Raw genomic sequence first — 18,543 nt, forward strand, 5'->3', positions numbered from 1 at the left:
CTTCTTCTTTAGTTGCTGGCTCTTCAGCTGTTGCTGCTTCTTCTTTAGTTGCTGGCTCTTCAGCTGTTGCTACTTCTTCCTTAGTTGCTGGCTCTTCAGCTGTTGCTACCTTTTCTTTAGTTGGTGAGTCGATTTTTTCTGCTGCTTCAGCTTCATTACTAACTCCTAAAAACAAAGTAGCTCCAACTAAAATAGAAGCTGTACCTACTGTAAATTTTCTAATCGAATACTTATTTAACGTGTTTGGTAAAAAATCTAAACGTTTTTTTGAATTTTTCAACAACTTCACTCCTTTGAAATTTCCTATAATTAAAGTTTGTCCCAAACAAATCCTAATTATAGCATTAAGTACATTATAAATGAAATTTTATATATAACCAAACAAAAATTTAATTGTGTAAATTTATATCACTGATATGTTGAAGTGCTAATAATAAAATAGTTAATACCATTATTATCTTCTCTTAATTTTTTATTAGAATATTTTTCTAAATTTATAAGTCATCAATAACCCTCAGTTTAGCAACTACTCTTCAACAATATTAAATAGAAGACATATTTCCTTTGTTTTATTTTTAATAGGATTTTAATGTAACGTTTTTTATTATCTCTCTTAAAAATCAATAGTATTAACTTTACATAAAATATACTTTTATTTATAATTTATTTAGTTCTTATATAAAAGAACTTTTCATGAGGTCCCTGTATCGTGAAAAATCGTTTTATACGTTTTTTGAAAAACAACTCACACGTAGCAATAATTAAAGCAAAGAGTCCGAGACATAAAGTTCTAGGATAAGTAAAAAAGCCAATTTCTATTGAAATAATATAGAAATTGTCTTTTTTTATAATTTTTTTGATTATTTTCAGCTCGTTAAACCGTTACTTTTCTTATATTAAATATCATTAGTACAAATCCTAGTTCTCTTTTGGCTTTATCTATCTCTAGAACGAACATTCCAGAGATACCCAAAATAGCCTTTAAGATATTCCAATTATAATTCTTCATTATTTTTTCTATTATTGGTAATGATTATAATAACCACTACCAATAATAGAAAACTAAATTATGAATACAAATACTTAAATATTTCTATACTATAGCTTATGGTATTAATCAAAGATACTTCCCCCCTTGTTTTAATATAAGCTGTTTTGCATTTCTCCACTAACCAGTGTTATAATGTGATTAACAAGAATTCTAGCGTGAATACACCAATCCCCTCACTACGGCAATAGTGAGGGGATTTTTTAGGTGTGGCTATAGTCGCCTATTTATCGTTGCGATTACGTAGCCAATGCGTAAATAACGCAACAATACAACCACTGATGACTGTGGTCGTGATGTGAACAAGAATTTCTAGCATGAATAACACCTCCTCTCTGCGTCTAAATTTGACGCCTGAGAGATAGGCGACCTGTATATTATATCATCACTTAATATGCGATAATAGTTAACTTCTAATAAGTCGTCTTATGTTATATAACTTTGTTTTTTATAGTATCAAGACAAGAAGAAACTCGTTTCAAAAACCCTCCTGATTTTTAGAGAAAAACTCTCTTATTTCATCGTCTTTAATAAAATAATGTACCATCTTCCCATCTTTATAAAAATCAAGTACCTCATTTTTATATAAAAGCCTTAAATGATGTGAAGTTGAAGCAACACTCATTTTCAATATCAAAGAAATATCGCAAACACACAACTCATCTTCTTTAATCAAAGATAATATGATTTTCAATTTCTTCTCATCACAAATTTTTTCTAAAATGTTAAGTAATTTCTTAGATTTATCATCTTCTAAAAAATTTAAAGCATTGTTAACTTTATCCTCATGTACACAGATTACATCACAAACATTTTCATAACTCATATAAAATCACACCCTAAATTAAAATATAAAACCTAAAATTGTTTGAATAGTGTCATTTTCAATAATGATAAATAAACCTAAAGCGATATAAATAACAGCCATGATCCAACGACTAAATTTCTCAACAATTTCCCCAACCCCTGGAATATTAGCTAATTTTTGTGCGGTAAATACCAAGAAGAAAATTAAAATTAAAAAAACAAATAAAGTAATTAATAAATTAGCAACACTTAATGTCACAAAATACGGAACAAATAAACCAATATTATCAGCACCACAACTTGCTATCGTAACAATTGCAACCGTACCAACTAATTTAGACAATCCTTTTTCATTCAATTCTTTTTTAGCTCTTTTTTCTCCTTCACAATCATCATAAATAGCCACTTTAATTCCAAGATAAATTGGTATTAAACCCAATAAACCTAATATCCACTTCTCTGGAACATAATTTAATACAAAAGCTAAAAACAAACTAACTAATATTAAAATAATAGACCCCAAATATTGACCAACATAAATATCTCTATATTCTTTTCTAGTCTTTGCTCTAGCAAAAAATATTAATAAAATCACTAATAAATCAACTGCTGTAGCAATATAAAGAACAGCAGCAGTAACAATCGTTTGAATCATAATACACCTCATTCAAAAATATTTTTGAATGTATTATAACTTATATTATTAAATAATCATAAATACGTGGTCTAAAGTGATTATTTCTCTATACTTAATTTAGAAATTTGGTCTTTATACTCAGTTAATTTATCAAATATATATTTAGGTTTTTCTCCTGAAACCAAAATATCAAAAGAGTTATTATAAATAACTTTTGCCTCATCCACGCTCTCAGATTGAGACGTCGAAATCATATGATAAATATCTCCAATTTCTTCAAACAACTTCGTACTTTTTTGATAATAAATTAAATCCTCTTTGTTAGATTCAAGTTCAGCAAATCCATTTCTAATACCATATTTCAAAGCATAATAAAGTAAAACAGCTGAAAAAATTATGTATATAAATATCAAATTAGAACTTCCTCCTTTTAAAAAACTTTATCACAAGAAGTATTTAAGTTTTAAATACCTTTATTTGCAATTTTAAGGTGTTTTTTAACGTTTAAAGGTATTTTACATATTTAACTTAACGGCTCTCGAAATGCAAATGAGAGCTAAATAAATATATTTTACAAACAAAAATTTGAGCAAAACCAGTGATGTTTTTTTAGACACTGCCCATCTACATGCAAATTAAAAATTGGCATAAAATAGCTCAATAATTCATCAACTTTTTTAGTTCCTGCAGGGGCAATTTCTTTCAAAAAACACCAAATTTTGAATTGAACCCAAATCAAGAGTTAAGAGCATAAGGGAAATTTGCCACCTTTTAAAAAGGTGGATCTGGCGAAGCCAGACATTTCAAGGGTTACAACATTTTACATTAGGTGCCTAAAATTTGTTTTGTACCCAGAATGTACCCACAAGATATTGTGTTGTACCCATTTTGTACCCACATCATATTGTGTCTGTATCCAAAATGTACCCAGCCATTTTTAGCGTATTTTTAATAAAAAACGTTAGCTTTTTGCTAACGTTTAAGAAATTTATTTTTATTTTTCTTCTTCAATTTCATCAATCACTTGATGATTAATTTCTTGTTTTTCACTTTCTGTTAAATCAAAAAGTTCACTCGTTAAATATTCTTTTTTATTCCGAATATAAAAATATACTGTCAAATCACCTTCTTTTAGAAAATGCAGTTTAGCATGTTTTCTGTTCTATTTTATTTCTTTAGACAGTCTAAAATAAATCATACTTTGCTTTTTATTTAACATTTTATAGTTAATTAAAATACTCTTGATACTCGCTAAAATAATTTTAGGAAGATTAAAATAAAAAGATGAAATGATCTTTATTTCGATTCACTTTTTAATAAAATTGAGCATAGAAAAGTATAGAAATTGTTTTATTCTTTCTCTTTTTTTGAACTTAAAAATAAATAATATGATCATTATTGAATTTGATATTGAGAAAAAAGTATTTAATCAATTTCAAAAAGTGAAACAAATGTATGAATTGCTTAGATTACTTTTTTAGTGATTTTGTTATTTAAATTAATACTAAAAGTAGGATTCTTAAGAGTCTTTGGTTAAAAAAATTAAGACTCTTAAGAGTCTCGACGTCAACTGAAGCCTATGAAATCAACAAAAAAGGAGTTTTCAGACAATTAAAAGTGGTCTTGTAACAGTTGTAAAGAGTCTGCAACAACGTGTTATATTACACTCCTAAGTTCAATGCATAAGAATGCTTATAATCACCTTTATATAAAGTTTTTAAGCTATTTATGATGAACAATTGAGCATAATGAATAAAAGGTAAATCTTTCAGCTATGCTGAATACCACCAAAGGTGGTACTAGATTTCCTTATGCTCATGTCAAATACTCTTTAAAAAGACTCTTATGTTTGTAATATTTTCAAAAACAAAACATGTTTGAAGACAAAAGTGGCTATTTTTTTCTTCACTTTTTACCTTAAGTGCTTATTTTTATTTTCAAAATAAGCATTGTTAGTAAAATAATTGGAGATAAAAAAAGAGAAAACTAAGTAAATATCTTTACTCAGTTTGGGATAGAAAAATTCAAATTTAAAATTACATTCGACCCATGTTTTGAACATTAGTGACTTACTTTTTGTTTATGATGTATATCAATTGAATCTGAATTTTGATTTTATGGAATGATAAATTCAACCTTTTCTTTCCGATCATTAACAAAATAAATAGCAAAAACGATTTTATTAAGTCACTTTTATAACTACAAAGGATTGCTAAAGAATATAAAAATGTTAACCGTCTTTACATTTTTAAAAGTTAAAACAACACTGAATGATCATTTTATTTTTCTTCTTATGAAACATTATTTGAGCCATTATTAAATGAATGATACTTGTTTATAGAAATAAATAGGACTAAAACAGAAACGTTTTAGTCCCACCTGTTTGCTTAACTACAGTTCATTTTTAGATTTACTCAATTGCCATTGAAGATAAAGTTCGACTGCAGCTAAAAGAACATTAATCATTGCCAAAGTAATTTAATCTTTTTCTTATTACGCATAAGTGTTCCTCCTTTCTTTAATAGCAGCATGCTATGTTGTGAAATTGTATTGATGTTATTTTGTTATCTCCTCCTTTACCTTTCGTTTAGTCTAGGTGGTTACCTTAGCAACCACTTGTTAATAAAAAAAGAGAACATCTATTAAAAGATGCTCTCAAATTGAATCATTGTTAGCCTATTAAATTGAATTATTGATTAAATAAAGAAGTGATGGGTAAATGATCACGTCGCTTATTCAGCGTATGTACTTCTGCGAATTCTGATTTAAGAGATTTCATTAAGTACCCTTGCATTGCTTCAACGGTTTCATTTTTTTGAATTAATGTAGCTTTAAAACGCTTAAGAACATTAACAATTTCAAATTCCATATCTTCTAATAAATAATATGCATCAATAGAATTGTTGAAGGATGTTTTGGCTTTTAGTAATACAGTTTTGATAATTTTAATTTCAGCTACTTCAAAGTTACTTAGATAGTTTTGAATACTATGTGGTAGTTCTTCGAGTAATTGGAATTTTAAAGCTTCATTATTAAATTTTGAATTGTCGTGATTTGAATGATTTGTATGATTACTAGGATATGTTAATTTCTTATCATTCAAATAATCCGTATCATTATAATCAGTCTTAATATAATTAGTATCATTATAATCAGTATCATTAGTGTATTTTTTTGATATATCATGATGTATCATTTTAATATTTCCTGATGTATTATTATCATATTTCTGGATGTATGAATTTGATACATCCGTAGAATATTGCTGTTCTACGTCATTTTCTTGTTGTGTAATGTAATATACATCAGCTTTTGTTACTTCAGGTTTTTTTAGATATAGTTTATTGGGTTTATTTAATCCTACTCTGATTTGACTAAACAAATCAGCTTGAGTTAATTCCTTCTTTATTTTAGATAATTTGTTTGGGCTACTAATATTTAGGATTTGTTTTAACTTTTCGTTAGTATATATAAAGAATATATCTCCATTTTCATCTATCCAATTATTTTTTATAGATAAATCTAAACGATCTCTTAATATTGACCAAGTTATTTTTGCATCATTGGACAATTTAGTATATTTAGGATTTGTAAAAAATACTTTAGGCAATCGATAGAATTTTTCTTTTTGGATTTCTTTAATATTAAAATTAGACATACAAAAAACCTCTTTCATATTTAAATCTTTAAAGAGGTAATAAAAAGTCATAAGTAAGTATATATGTATTAGACTTGCGCTAATAATTCTTAATATATATAATATGAATACAACAACTGTACAAAAACAACTTTTTTATTACCATCGAGGCCTAACTATTCCCGTAGTTAGGCTTCTTTCTATTTATAATAACATTTTTCAAATCTTTGTTACATTTTTTATATATATTTAGTGTATATATCATGTAAGAATGATAAAAGGTTATATTTTGTTTTTATATAGTGATATGGAATGTTATATAAAGAAAGCTATTGCAATACGTATAAAAGGTATATAAGAAGTGTATAAAGAGGATAAAATATATTCGTATAATTATATGTATATATTTTATGAATAAGTATAAAAGTGTTGATATGGTAAGTATAATAACTATATAATCATAATAAATATCGTATATATAGTTATACGGAGGCTGCTATATGAAAAGTATGAAGAAAATCGCTGACGAACTAAATGTGACAAAAATGACAGTTTATAATAATGCTAAAAAAGCAAATGTAAAATTTCAAAAAATTGATAACGTAAATTACTTATCTAGTGAAGATGAGATTGTAGTAGTAAATAGAATTAAAAAAAATCAGAAAAAGAGCATTGATGCTGAAAGTAAAATAAATGAAAAAAATTCTGATGATGATAATAATCAGGTAAAAGATGAAACAATAAAGCAGTTATATATTCAGCTAGATATATATAAGGAACAGGCAAATAGAGATAAAGAACAAATAAATACACTTAATAGACTTTTAGAAAATCAGCAAGTCTTAGCATTAGAAAGTAATAAAAAAATTCAAAAACTAGAAAGCCAATTAGAAGAAGAAAGACAGCTTAATTATTCTTTTGATACAGCGACGAATAATAGACAAAATATTAATCCGCAAGAAGCAACTTTTACTGAAGAACCTCAAAATGAGAACCAACAACAAAAGAAAAGCCAACCAACCGAACTAAATCATAAGAATATGGCTAAAGAAAAAAAGGATGACAGTATAAACGAAGATGAACTAACAAATGAGGATAAGTTCGTTGAAGAAACGAAGAGTGATCCTGATGATAATAGGGAGGTAGAACCACCTAAAAAGGGATTTTGGAGTCGTTTATTTGGTAACTAATTGCAATTAAAAGAGGCTAGGAATTATGTCCCAGCCTCTTTTTTATGTAAAATTTCCAAAAAGTATTGTAAACGCTTTATTGAATGTGTATACTAGATGTAAATAAAATCATTGCGTGTTACTGGTTATGCAGGCATGAGCAAATAAGAGTGTCTATCTTTCGTGATATGAAATTGATAGTCTTATTTGTTCATGCTTTTTTGTGGCACGTAAATAAGAAGATAGAGAGGAATGAATTGATTATGTTTAAAAAGCTATTTGGTCAAATGCAACGTATCGGTAAAGCTTTAATGTTACCAGTTGCGATTTTACCGGCTGCAGGGTTGCTATTAGCAATTGGGACTGCGTTTCAAGGCGAAGCGTTACAACATTATCTTCCATTTATAAAAAATGATATTGTTCAACAAATCGCTAATATGCTTACAGGTGCTGGTGGTATTATATTTGATAATCTACCTATTATCTTTGCTTTAGGTGTAGCAATTGGTCTTGCAGGTGGAGATGGTGTAGCTGCTATTGCTGCATTTGTTGGTTTTATCATTTTAAATAAAACAATGGGGGCATTCTTGCATGTAACCCCAGATAAATTATCTGATCCAACTAATGGATATGCAAATGTATTAGGGATTCCTACGCTTCAAACAGGTGTGTTCGGAGGTATTATTATTGGTGCACTAGCAGCCTGGTGTTATAACAAATTCTATAATATTACCTTACCATCATATTTAGGATTCTTTGCAGGTAAACGTTTTGTACCAATTATGATGGCAACCACATCTTTCATTTTAGCCTTTCCGATGGCAATTATTTGGCCAACGATTCAAAACGGTTTAAATGCATTTAGTGAGGGGTTATTAGATTCAAATACAGGTTTAGCTGTATTTTTATTTGGATTTATTAAGCGACTATTAATACCATTTGGTTTACATCACATTTTCCATGCACCATTCTGGTTTGAATTTGGTTCTTGGGAAAATGCTGCTGGAGAGATAATTAGAGGCGACCAACGTATTTTTATTGAACAAATCCGTGAAGGTGCTCATTTAACTTCTGGTAATTTCATGCAAGGGGAATTCCCAGTCATGATGTTTGGATTACCAGCTGCTGCATTGGCTATTTATCAAACAGCAAAACCTGAGAATAAGAAAGTAGTTGCAGGTTTAATGATTTCTGCTGCATTAACATCATTTTTAACTGGTATTACTGAACCATTAGAATTCTCATTCTTATTTGTAGCACCATTCTTATTCGTAATTCACGCAGTATTAGATGGTTTATCATTCTTGACACTGTACTTGTTAAATGTACATTTAGGATATACTTTCTCTGGAGGATTTATAGACTATGTCTTATTAGGTATTCTACCTAATAAAACAGCATGGTGGCTTGTCATCCCAGTAGGTATTATTTATGCAGTGATTTACTACTTTGTATTTAGATTCCTTATTGTTAAATTTAACTATAAAACACCAGGTCGTGAAGATAAAAAATCAACTGTAACAACTACATCGGCTAGTCAACTGCCATTCGATGTTTTGAAAGCAATGGGTGGTAAAGAAAATATTAAACATCTAGATGCTTGTATTACTAGACTAAGAGTAGAAGTAAATGAAAAATCAAAAGTTGATGTTGCCGGCCTTAAATCATTAGGTGCTTCAGGAGTACTTGAAGTCGGTAACAATATGCAAGCCATTTTCGGTCCTAAATCTGATCAAATCAAACATGATATGGCTAAGATAATAAGTGGAGAAATTACAAAACCAAGTGAAACAACAATTGATGAAGAAGTGTCAGATGAGCCTGTACATGTGGAAGATATTGTAGAAACAGAAATTTACGCACCTGGACATGGTGAGATAATACCGTTATCTGAAGTACCTGATAAAGTTTTCTCTGAAAAGATGATGGGTGATGGTATCGGATTTGTACCAGATTCAGGAGAAATTGTAGCACCATTTGATGGTACAGTTAAAACAATTTTCCCTACAAAACATGCGATAGGATTGGAATCTGATAGTGGCGTTGAAGTGTTAATTCACATTGGTATCGATACAGTTAAATTAAATGGTGAAGGCTTTGAAAGTTTGGTAAATACTGATGAACCAGTAACACAAGGTCAACCATTAATGAAGATTGATTTAGAATACTTAAAGGAACATGCTCCAAGTATTATTACACCAGTAATCATAACAAACCAAGAAGACAAAACATTAACAATTGAAGATGTAAAACAAGTCGATCCTGGTAAAGCGATTATGACAATTAAATAAAGTCTATAAAAATAACTTAATGGCTAAAACAAACAAGTCTGGGACAATGATATATTATGTCCCAGACTTTCTTTACGTATATACATATTCTTATGAGATGAGTCTAACACAGAGAATTTCTGAAGAAATTCCACGAACAAAGCAAGTTGGGGAAGAAGACAGGGGACAATGAATTCTATCCTAGTTTAGCGTTCATTTTAATTAGGAAAATTTTACAAAGTTGACAAGCGTGATAATTATAGGCAATGTTGATATTGGACATATCATTTTAAAGAGAAAGGAAAGATGGTAATCATGGATGACTTGAAGCAAAATCAATCTTCTAACGAAAAACCTAAAGGTAATAAAATAATTAATATTTTGATATTCATCGGAATGATTTTATTAATTCAAATACCTATTGGTGTGTCACTAATAACTTTACCTTTTTCAGTGAAATTCAGTAAGTTAACATCCATCGCATTAAGTATGCTAATAACTGGTACAGCACTATTAATCATATGGTTAGTTAGGAATTATTATTTGAGTCATACATATGAAAGACAATATCAATCAATGAGGGGAAAAGATATCTTTATTAATATTGGTTTTCTGGTATTATCAATGGTTTTTAGTATTCTAAGTAGTGTATTAATGGCCATATTTACTGGCAATGATACTACAGCGAATGAGAAAGAAATCAATGAAAGTTTAGATCTACTTTTACAAAAAGACCATTTACCACATATTTCAATTGTTGCAACTGTTGTTTTAATGATATGTATTATAGGTCCGTATTTAGAGGAATTACTCTTTCGAGGGATTTTTAAAGAAACATTATTTATGAAATATCGATTTTGGCTACCATTCATTATATCTTCTATTATTTTTAGTTCACAACATTTATCAACAAATATATTTTCATATGCAATTTATTTTCTAATAGGTTGTGTATTATACCTTGCCTATAACAGAAGACGTAATATCAAAGATAGTATGATGGTTCATATGTTGAATAATTCTGTTTCAACATTACCGGTATTTGTTGGTTATTTATGGCTATATTTTAGATAGTAAACATAACAATAGAGGAGGCTGGGACATAATTCCTAGCAAAATAGCCAGTAAGTGGGTTTTCATAAATTCATTTACTGGCATCTTATTTAAAATACTTCGTATTGTTGGCTCGCTTTCTTAGGGGACAGCTTCAGCCTGTAGTCTTCAGCTTGTCCTGTTCCCTCAAGAGTCTCGCCAAAATACTTTGAAAAATAAGGCCCTTTTGTATAATTTAATAAATATCAATAAACAAAATTAACGAGGTGCCTTATGTATAAAGACTATAACATGACTCAACATACTCTACTAATGGAAACTTCAGTTCTTATCCCTACAAATGATATTTCACGACATGTAAATGATATTGCAGAAATAATTCCCGATACTGAATTTGATGAATTCAGACATCATCGTGGCTTAATATAAGAAAAGTAACAGCTCAACGAGCTGAAAATCATCAAAAAAATTATAAAAAAGACAATTCCTATATTATTTCAATAGAAATTGTCTTTATTTACTTATCTTGGACCTTTTTGTCCCAGACTCTTAATATGTACAAATATTCTTTTCAATTAATTTATTAAGTTTGAAATCAGTGAATTAGTAGTAAAAAAACATCAAGTATCTACTTGATGTTTTTACTAAAATCTTTAATTGTATTACCTATTTCATCTCTAACACGTTGAAATTCTGACCATTCTTTACCTGCTGGATCATCGAAACCCCAATGCTCTTTTTTAACGTTTGGTGGTAAAATAGGACAGTTATTGTCTGCATCACTACATAACGTTACGACCAAATCTGATTGCTTTAAAATATCACTATTAATCAAGTCTGATGTATGGTTTGATATATCAATGTCTACTTCTTTCATAGCTTCAATTGCTTTAGGATTAACGCCGTGTGTTTCAATCCCTGCAGAATATACACACCAGTCTTCACCTAATATTTGCTTTCCCCAGCCTTCAGCCATTTGGCTACGACAAGAATTGCCAGTACATATAAAATAAATTGTTTTCTTATCCATAATTAAAACCTCTTTTCTTAAAATATGGTTAGTGTAAGATATAAACCTAAGAGAGTTACAAATAAGACTGGAATAGTAATGATAATTCCAGTTTTAAAGTATGTTCCCCACGAAATTTTCACACCTTTTTGTGTTAAGACGTGTAGCCACAATAATGTTGCTAAAGAACTAATTGGCGTAATTTTAAGCCCTAAAGTACACCTTCTTTTAATATACCTGTAGCATTAGATTGACCAACCGATATTGCATCTATTAAAACAGTTGGCATGTTGTTCGTAATTGAAGATAAGAAAGTAATTATAAAGTTCATACACATGATAATGCTAAATAACCCATTTGTTAATCCAAATTATTATCGTGTTTGATTCTATAAATAGTCTGCCTTGTTATATTCACTTCTTTCGCAATTTTACTAATTGCTTGGCCTTCTTCTAACATTTCTACAACTCTATGATAAATAACACGTTTTTGAGGATCTTTAGCATTCGCTGAATAAAGTAACGGACGTCCTTTATATACACCTTTTTCTTTCGCAACTTGAATACCTTGTGCTTGTCTACGTTTACTTTCATTTCGTTCTTGTTCTGAAACCATTGCTAAAATTTGAATAATTAAATCTTTCATAAATTTATCTAGTAGTGGATTTCCAATCACTTCATTCATCATAGGCAAACTCGTTATCATGAGCTGAACTTCTTTATCTTTTAAGTAATTAACTGTTTTAATTATTTCATCGTAATTACGACCTAAACGATCAATCGATTCTACTACAAATCTATCGCCCATTCTCACAAAGTTAAGTGCTTCTTGAAATACGGGTCTATTTTCTACTGACTTTCCCGATTGTTTCTCTGTAAATATTTTCTCTACGCCAAATGTTTTCAAATTATCTAACTGTCTCTCTAAATTCTGATCTATCGAAGATACTCTAGCATAACCTATAATCATTCATATTCACTCCACAATTAATATACACCCTAATCATACGTTTTAGTTGCGATAATTTCAACAACTCATTTTGTATGATTAGGGTGTACCTTTATCAGCCTGATTTTTTGATAATATATACACAATAAAATAATAAAAATATATCTTCTACTTTTAAAGTATTAGTATAATAAAGTTGCAATCTATATTTTTATAAAAGGAGAATGAAAAGTGATTATTGATGATATAGTAAAATGGATCGAAGAGCAACCTTACTGGCAACAAGTTATAGCTAAAAAAATATTAGACAAGAGTCATATTTATGATGAAGACATAGAGGATTTTTTTCTATATTTATGAAATATAACAACCTTGAACATGGAAATCTTAATAGAGAAAAAATAGAATTTCGAAATATTACTAATACTACTGATGAACATAAAATAGCAAATTGGAAAGGTTTAGATAATGTTATTGGTGTAAATGCCATTAAAGATAATGCTAATTTAGTTATTGGGCCCCAATTAACACTAATCTATGGTGAAAATGGTAGTGGTAAATCAGGGTTTACTCGTTTACTTAATAATATTTTTATTTCAAGAGGAGATACTAGATTACTTTCCAATATATTCAATGATAATCCGTCTCCCCCTTCAGCTAATATTAACTTTGAAACTAATGATGGTAATATAGATAAACTATATTATCCAGAAGATTCGAACCATCCTTATACAGACCATGTATCGGTATTTGATTCACATAGTGCTTTACATGATTTAACCCAAGAATCTGAACTATCATTTTCACCAACAGAATTTAAATTTTTTGATAAATTATTAGAAATTGTTCAAAAATTAAAAGAAAAATTTGAAGCTAAAATCAATGATAAAACCTTAGATAATACATTTATAAACCATTTTGATAAAGAAACTTCTATCAAACGATTGTTACTAAATTTAAATACAAAGGATGATTTTGATAAATTAAAAATAAAAGTAAAATTAACTGAAAATGATATGGAAAATCATGCTAATAATAATAAGCGAATATCAGAATTACAATCAATGCAAATATTTGATAAAAAACAAGAGTACCAAAATTTAATATCAATTCTTGAAGATGTTAAAAAAACAATAAAAAAACTCAATCAACTTTTTAGTTCTGCTTATTTAAGTGAAGTTAAAGGTTTGATAGAAGAGAGAAATCATTACAAAGACGTATCTTTAGCTGAAGGGATAACTCAATTTAAAGATGAAAATATAGAAAAATTAGGATCAAAAGAATGGAAAGATTTTATAGAATCAGCCTATAAATATTATACAACTATAAATCATAGTGTTAATTACTGTATTTTTTGTCACCAAGATATTAGTAATATAAAACTAATAGATAAATATTGGAAATATCTAAAAAACGAGTCCGAAAAAATATTAGCCGTTAAAAATAATTCTATCAAGGACGAAGAAAGACGCTTTAAACTTATAAATACAACTATTTTAAATAAAGATTCTATATTAAGCTACTCTCTAAAAGATAACAATATAGATTTATTTAATTCTATTAATCAAGCTTCAAATAATTTTGAAAATCTCAAAGATAGGGTCCTTAAAGCTCTCAATAATTTACAATGGGATTCACAAATTGAAGGTTATAATTTTGATTATAATGAAATTGAAAAAGTTATAAACAATTTAAATAATTTAATTGAAAATCTTGATGAAGACAGTGTAAAAAAGGAAATTGAAGAACTACAAATTAAAGAGAATGAATTTAATGATAAATTAAAAGTGGAAAAATTACTTCCTAAAATAGAAGATTTTATAAACAACAAAGAGTGGGTAGATAATGCTAACAAAATAAAAATTAACACACGTTCTATCACTTCAAAACAAAACAGTTTATTTTCTAAATACGTAACTGATACATATATTGAGACATTCAATAATGAATGTCAAAAATTAAATGCTAACTTTTCAGCTGAAATCAAACAAAGGGGGAGAAAAGGTACAACCTTAAATAAATTAACTATACAAGAAAAGAAACCAATAGATATATTGAGTGAGGGAGAACAACGGGCTATTGCTTTAGCAAATTTTTTGTCTGAAACCTCAATGAACAAAAATAATATTTGCATTGTATTTGACGACCCTGTTTCATCTCTTGATCACAAAAGAAAAGAAATAATTGCTGATCGATTAATTGATGAAGCACAACAAAAGCAAGTAGTAATTTTCACTCATGACCTACCTTTTTTACTATTAATGCAAAATAAATCTTCAGAAAAACAACTTGATTGTTGTCATAATACAATTAGAAAAATTAAAAATGAAACAGGTATTTCTACAAACTCACATCCTTGGATAAGTATGACTGTAAAAAAAAGAATTGGTTATCTAAGAGAACAACTTCAAAATATCACAACTTATTATAACAATATCTCTTCTGATGCTCCGGAAGAACAGTTAGAATATAGTCATAAGGCAAAAATGTGGTGTGAAGAATTAAGGGAAACTTGGGAAAAAAGTATAGAAGAATTACTATTAAATGGATCTATCGAAAGATTTAATCCAGCAATTCAAACGTCTAGACTAAAAAAAGCTCCATTTAATAGGGAATTGTATGAAGAAGTTGAAAAAGGTATGACAGAATCTTCAAAATGGGTTCATGATAGGTCATCTGCTCTAGGTGAAGAAACACCGATCCCCGAACAATTGAAGGAATATATTGATGATTTGGATAAGTTCACAAAAAAACTAAAAAAATTAATAAAGTAGTAGTCTATATACAATTATAGCTTTGCATTCCTCTACTAACCAGTGTTATAATGCACTTAACAAGGAATCCAGCATGGATACACCAATCCCCTCACTACCGCAAATAGTGAGGGGATTTTTGTAGGTGTGGCTATTGTCGCCTATTTGTCTTTGCGATTACGCAGCCAATGCGTAAATAACGCAACAATACAACCACTGATGACTGTGGTCGTGATGTGAACAAGGATTTCCAACATGAATAACACCTCCTCTCTGCGTCTAAATTTGACGCCTGAGAGATAGGCGACCTATACATTATATCATCTTCGAATATACGACGATAGACAACTTCCGATAAGTTGGATTATGTATTCTTTTCTATTTTCCTATTCCTTTGTATTTTTTCAAATTCTTTTATATGGTTCGAAGTCATTGCTGAAGTAATGTTGATATATCCGTTTTCAAGCTTTATTTTGGGATAAATAATAATAAAATTAAATATATATATTAATATAGTAATTAAAAGAATAGCAAAAATAGTTATATTGATATTCTGAGACATCATTTCTGTATAAGAAATTAAAATAAGTGGCATAAAAAAGTAACCTATTCTTGCTCTTAAAAAACATCTCTTAACTCTTTTACTATATTTTCTTCTATTTTTCTCCAACTTTTTTAATGAATTTATTTCTTCTTTTATATCTACTTCATCGTTATATTCATTCAACTTCTTACATGTCTTGTTTAACTCTACTTGAAACTTGCTATTAATATATTCGTCTGCTTCTTTTTTTTCTAAAATTTCACTTTGAATTCTCACACCATTTTTTTGTATACTTAGTTCATTTAAAGTATATATAATAAATGAAACTAATCCTAAAGCTATTCCAAATATAAAAAATATAGCACGAAAAACTTCTTTTTCATGAATAACATAATTTAAAATCATATAGATCATAAGTAATATTAAGTAAGTAATGATTAATGCCGAAGCATTTTGTATCAAAGTTTGTCCAATAAACTTGATATTATCTTTAACTTTATATTGATTTTCACCATGTGATAAAAAATTGTATAGCAAAGACAGAATACCTACTAAAAGGCCTATAATGGTTGCTATATTACTAAGTATGCTCAGCATATACTTTTTCTCCTGTTAATAATGTTATACGTTATACTTTTCAAATTTCTGCTTTAAATAGTTTATTTGCCTTTCTTTCAACTTTCCAAATTTAAAATTTTCCATTCTATTTTTTAGTACATTATATAAATTTTCTTTCTGATTCACTCCAATTATCCCATTATTTTTATCTGATCCATCAATAAAATAATATTTATCATTGTGATAATTAAAGTATATAATACTATTGATAAAATATTGGTTATCTAAAAAATCATTTAATATCTTCATTGTTTTATATATCTGTTTATAAGGATTACCATTGTTATGATATTCTATTTCTCCATTTTCATTTAATTTCAAAACAAAAGTTTGATGCTCATTTTCATCTTGTTTATAAAAAATATATCGATTTAATAGTTCATGCTTAGTACCTTTTAAACTTTCTTTAGATATATTGTAATATATGTCACCTTCCCAATATTTTGTTTCAAATATATAAATACCATAATCGCAAATAACCATATGATCTATTTGTCTAGGTTCTTTTAAATCATATAAAAAAAGATTGTCGAACTTTATAAAATAATTGAGATCAACTTCTTCTTTCAACTGTTCAAAAATTTCTTGTAATTCCTTAGCAGCTTTGACCTCCCCTATGTTTTTATCAAATATATGACATGAACGATAACTCTCTTTTAAGTTTTGGTTTTCCTTACATACATCTTCATATTTTTGAGTTAGCTTGTTATAGCGAACCGATAAATCTTTATTTTGACTTTTATGCTTATCAATATTTAAATTTAGCTCTTGCTCATTTTTCTCCTTCAATTTAATATTATCAATGCTCTTTTTATAAAAATAAATTACTAAACAAAATAAGATAATAGAACATAATAACAAAGCGATAATCATCATACCCCACCCCTTAATTATTTATATCAATGCCTTTATAAAGTTTTATTACAAAGTTAATTTTATAGTATATATTTTAACAAAAAAGGAGCGTTCTCTATGAATTATTTTAAATATAAGCAATTTGATAAAGACGTAATCACTGTACCGTTAGTTACTACCTAAGGTACGCACTTAGTTACTGTGACATATCTGAAATATTAAATGAACATGCTATTAAAGTTTATCATTCAATGATCTATCGTTGGGTTCAAGAATATAATCTTAATTTGTATCAAATTTGGAAGAAAAAATACATTCAATTACAGCAATTGGGCATTTCGAAAATAAAATTACCTCTTTAAAAATAGGGAGCTTTTGACTAACATTAAAAAATTCAACAAAATTTATTTTGTGTTTCTTCTTCAATTTTATCAATTGCTTGATGATAAATTTTTTGTTTTTCACTTTCTGTTAAACCAAAAGTTCACTCTTTAAATACTCTCTTTATTCCAAATATAAAAATGTCCTTTCAAATTATCTTCTTTTAGAAAATACAATTTGGCATGCTTTCCTTTCTATTTTATTTCTTTAGACAGTCTCAAATAAATAATATTTTGCATTTCATTTAATATTTTATAGTTAATTAAAATAGTCTTGATACTCACTAAAATAATTATTTCGATAAATTCTTTGCTACAAATTTAATATTCCAATTAGGTTCTCTCATTATTACTTTTAACTGTATCTAGAAAATCATCTCCCCAATCACAAATTGAAAATACTACTTTATCAAGCTTTAAACCTATTTCAGTCAATCTATAATCTACTTTAGGAGGGACTACTGGATAGACTGTCCTTTCAAGAATTTTATCTTGTTCTAGTTCTCTAAGTTGTCTTATTAACATTCACTGGTTGATATTGGGTAGTTTGTTTTGTAATTCACTTAATCTTAAATGATTGCTTTGCAAAAGATGGTAAACAATGGCAATTTTCCATCTTCCACCAATGACAGACAGGGCTAAATCTTTCGATGTATAAAATTCTTTATTATTATATTCAATTAACAAAACGAATCCTCCATTTTTATATAGTGACAAAAATGTCAGTATTGTTATTCTAAACAACAAATACCATGCTGTTATTACAAGCAAGTTTAAATCCAATTATCGTTAAAATTTGGAAAAAAGAGAAACAT

The 18,543-nt window shown here is 28.1% G+C and carries 18 protein-coding genes and 5 pseudogenes; 8 read left to right on the plus strand and 15 right to left on the minus strand.

The features are described 5' to 3' along the window. The 8 genes and pseudogenes from AK212_RS12550 to AK212_RS12575 form a co-directional block, all read right to left on the minus strand. The coding region (locus AK212_RS12550) for a YSIRK-type signal peptide-containing protein (protein ID WP_280513675.1) at nt 1-280 on the minus strand (280 nt) is incomplete at its 3' end. Between the two features lie 465 nt (nt 281-745). Beyond that, nucleotides 746-985 (minus strand): annotated as a pseudogene (locus tag AK212_RS13915) (IS5/IS1182 family transposase); the annotation flags it as partial. 286 nt (nt 986-1,271) lie between these two features. Continuing rightward, nucleotides 1,272-1,367, minus strand: a complete 96-nt coding sequence (locus AK212_RS13520) for a type I toxin-antitoxin system Fst family toxin (protein WP_000889979.1) — start codon at nt 1,365-1,367, stop codon at nt 1,272-1,274. 159 nt (nt 1,368-1,526) lie between these two features. Then, entirely contained in the window at nt 1,527-1,874 is a 348-nt protein-coding gene (locus AK212_RS12555; RefSeq protein WP_053031479.1) for an ArsR/SmtB family transcription factor, read from the minus strand. 18 nt (nt 1,875-1,892) lie between these two features. Continuing rightward, complete coding sequence (cadD, locus tag AK212_RS12560; protein ID WP_053031481.1) at nt 1,893-2,510, minus strand: cadmium resistance transporter CadD; 618 nt, start codon at nt 2,508-2,510, stop codon at nt 1,893-1,895. A gap of 80 nt (nt 2,511-2,590) precedes the next feature. Further along, a complete protein-coding gene (locus tag AK212_RS12565; protein WP_053031483.1) occupies nt 2,591-2,905 on the minus strand; it encodes a hypothetical protein in 315 nt (104 codons plus the stop codon). A 581-nt stretch (nt 2,906-3,486) separates the two neighbouring features. Beyond that, nucleotides 3,487-3,612, minus strand: a complete 126-nt coding sequence (locus AK212_RS12570) for a Rep protein (protein WP_231119823.1) — start codon at nt 3,610-3,612, stop codon at nt 3,487-3,489. A gap of 1,569 nt (nt 3,613-5,181) precedes the next feature. Beyond that, entirely contained in the window at nt 5,182-6,150 is a 969-nt protein-coding gene (locus AK212_RS12575; RefSeq protein ID WP_053031487.1) for a replication initiator protein A, read from the minus strand. 479 nt (nt 6,151-6,629) lie between these two features. On the opposite strand from AK212_RS12575, the gene AK212_RS12580 reads away from it, so the two are divergent. The 5 genes and pseudogenes from AK212_RS12580 (at nt 6,630) to AK212_RS13525 (ending at nt 11,050) form a co-directional block, all read left to right on the plus strand. Continuing rightward, on the plus strand, nt 6,630-7,319 hold the full coding sequence (locus tag AK212_RS12580) for a DUF536 domain-containing protein (protein WP_053031489.1): 690 nt from the start codon (nt 6,630-6,632) through the stop codon (nt 7,317-7,319). 242 nt (nt 7,320-7,561) lie between these two features. Further along, a complete protein-coding gene (ptsG, locus tag AK212_RS12585; protein WP_053031491.1) occupies nt 7,562-9,589 on the plus strand; it encodes a glucose-specific PTS transporter subunit IIBC in 2,028 nt (675 codons plus the stop codon). Nucleotides 9,590-9,608: 19 nt separating this feature from the next. Beyond that, nucleotides 9,609-9,813: pseudogene (locus tag AK212_RS14050) on the plus strand (hypothetical protein). Nucleotides 9,814-9,874: 61 nt separating this feature from the next. Beyond that, a complete protein-coding gene (locus AK212_RS12590) occupies nt 9,875-10,642 on the plus strand; it encodes a CPBP family intramembrane glutamic endopeptidase (RefSeq protein ID WP_080365562.1) in 768 nt (255 codons plus the stop codon). Nucleotides 10,643-10,912: 270 nt separating this feature from the next. Beyond that, nucleotides 10,913-11,050, plus strand: coding sequence for a hypothetical protein (locus tag AK212_RS13525; protein ID WP_162158444.1), 138 nt, complete (start codon nt 10,913-10,915; stop codon nt 11,048-11,050). A gap of 199 nt (nt 11,051-11,249) precedes the next feature. Here the strand turns inward: AK212_RS13525 and arsC are convergent, their stop codons facing one another. From arsC to AK212_RS12605, 3 genes and pseudogenes are all read right to left on the minus strand, one after another. After that, nucleotides 11,250-11,651 (minus strand): arsenate reductase (thioredoxin), encoded by a 402-nt coding sequence (arsC, locus tag AK212_RS12600; RefSeq protein WP_053031493.1) that lies wholly within the window; start codon nt 11,649-11,651, stop codon nt 11,250-11,252. A 17-nt stretch (nt 11,652-11,668) separates the two neighbouring features. Then, a pseudogene (locus tag AK212_RS13285) lies at nt 11,669-11,985 on the minus strand (ArsB/NhaD family transporter); the annotation flags it as partial. A 5-nt stretch (nt 11,986-11,990) separates the two neighbouring features. After that, nucleotides 11,991-12,599: a recombinase family protein gene (locus tag AK212_RS12605; protein ID WP_053031495.1), complete on the minus strand. Its 609-nt coding sequence runs from the start codon at nt 12,597-12,599 to the stop codon at nt 11,991-11,993. 210 nt (nt 12,600-12,809) lie between these two features. Between AK212_RS12605 and AK212_RS13965 the strand changes: the two genes are divergently transcribed. Together AK212_RS13965 and AK212_RS12610 are read left to right on the plus strand one after the other, a co-directional pair. Next, nucleotides 12,810-12,938: a hypothetical protein gene (locus tag AK212_RS13965; RefSeq protein WP_256262982.1), complete on the plus strand. Its 129-nt coding sequence runs from the start codon at nt 12,810-12,812 to the stop codon at nt 12,936-12,938. Next, nucleotides 12,935-15,352: an AAA family ATPase gene (locus tag AK212_RS12610; RefSeq protein WP_196781154.1), complete on the plus strand. Its 2,418-nt coding sequence runs from the start codon at nt 12,935-12,937 to the stop codon at nt 15,350-15,352. Before AK212_RS13965 ends, AK212_RS12610 begins: the two co-directional genes overlap by 4 nt. 140 nt (nt 15,353-15,492) lie before the next feature. Here the strand turns inward: AK212_RS12610 and AK212_RS13530 are convergent, their stop codons facing one another. The 3 genes from AK212_RS13530 to AK212_RS12620 form a co-directional block, all read right to left on the minus strand. Continuing rightward, the gene (locus tag AK212_RS13530) at nt 15,493-15,588 is read right to left on the minus strand and encodes a type I toxin-antitoxin system Fst family toxin (protein ID WP_142346379.1); all 96 of its coding nucleotides are present in this window, start codon (nt 15,586-15,588) and stop codon (nt 15,493-15,495) included. Nucleotides 15,589-15,695: 107 nt separating this feature from the next. Further along, nucleotides 15,696-16,472, minus strand: a complete 777-nt coding sequence (locus AK212_RS12615) for a hypothetical protein (RefSeq protein WP_053031497.1) — start codon at nt 16,470-16,472, stop codon at nt 15,696-15,698. Between the two features lie 24 nt (nt 16,473-16,496). Further along, nucleotides 16,497-17,369: a nuclease-related domain-containing protein gene (locus tag AK212_RS12620; RefSeq protein WP_231119822.1), complete on the minus strand. Its 873-nt coding sequence runs from the start codon at nt 17,367-17,369 to the stop codon at nt 16,497-16,499. Between the two features lie 96 nt (nt 17,370-17,465). Between AK212_RS12620 and AK212_RS13290 the strand changes: the two are divergent. Further along, nucleotides 17,466-17,659 (plus strand): annotated as a pseudogene (locus AK212_RS13290) (IS6 family transposase); the annotation flags it as partial. Between the two features lie 402 nt (nt 17,660-18,061). Here AK212_RS13290 and AK212_RS12625 read toward each other — a convergent pair. Beyond that, nucleotides 18,062-18,415 (minus strand): annotated as a pseudogene (locus AK212_RS12625) (winged helix-turn-helix transcriptional regulator). Nucleotides 18,416-18,543: the final 128 nt, after the last annotated feature.

The sequence above is a fragment of the Staphylococcus borealis genome, from assembly GCF_001224225.1.
Classification (GTDB): domain Bacteria; phylum Bacillota; class Bacilli; order Staphylococcales; family Staphylococcaceae; genus Staphylococcus; species Staphylococcus borealis.

Excerpts from the sequence above, each read along its gene's own strand:
- AK212_RS13520 (WP_000889979.1), bottom strand. The coding sequence starts at position 1,367 with ATGCTAGAAATTCTTGTTCACATCACGACCACAGTCATCAGTGGTTGT.
- AK212_RS12555 (WP_053031479.1), bottom strand. The coding sequence starts at position 1,874 with ATGAGTTATGAAAATGTTTGTGATGTAATCTGTGTACATGAGGATAAA.
- cadD (WP_053031481.1), bottom strand. The coding sequence starts at position 2,510 with ATGATTCAAACGATTGTTACTGCTGCTGTTCTTTATATTGCTACAGCA.
- AK212_RS12575 (WP_053031487.1), bottom strand. The coding sequence starts at position 6,150 with ATGTCTAATTTTAATATTAAAGAAATCCAAAAAGAAAAATTCTATCGA.
- AK212_RS12580 (WP_053031489.1), top strand. The coding sequence starts at position 6,630 with ATGAAAAGTATGAAGAAAATCGCTGACGAACTAAATGTGACAAAAATG.
- ptsG (WP_053031491.1), top strand. The coding sequence starts at position 7,562 with ATGTTTAAAAAGCTATTTGGTCAAATGCAACGTATCGGTAAAGCTTTA.
- AK212_RS12590 (WP_080365562.1), top strand. The coding sequence starts at position 9,875 with ATGGTAATCATGGATGACTTGAAGCAAAATCAATCTTCTAACGAAAAA.
- AK212_RS13525 (WP_162158444.1), top strand. The coding sequence starts at position 10,913 with ATGACTCAACATACTCTACTAATGGAAACTTCAGTTCTTATCCCTACA.
- arsC (WP_053031493.1), bottom strand. The coding sequence starts at position 11,651 with ATGGATAAGAAAACAATTTATTTTATATGTACTGGCAATTCTTGTCGT.
- AK212_RS12605 (WP_053031495.1), bottom strand. The coding sequence starts at position 12,599 with ATGATTATAGGTTATGCTAGAGTATCTTCGATAGATCAGAATTTAGAG.
- AK212_RS12610 (WP_196781154.1), top strand. The coding sequence starts at position 12,935 with ATGAAATATAACAACCTTGAACATGGAAATCTTAATAGAGAAAAAATA.
- AK212_RS13530 (WP_142346379.1), bottom strand. The coding sequence starts at position 15,588 with ATGTTGGAAATCCTTGTTCACATCACGACCACAGTCATCAGTGGTTGT.
- AK212_RS12615 (WP_053031497.1), bottom strand. The coding sequence starts at position 16,472 with ATGCTGAGCATACTTAGTAATATAGCAACCATTATAGGCCTTTTAGTA.
- AK212_RS12620 (WP_231119822.1), bottom strand. The coding sequence starts at position 17,369 with ATGATGATTATCGCTTTGTTATTATGTTCTATTATCTTATTTTGTTTA.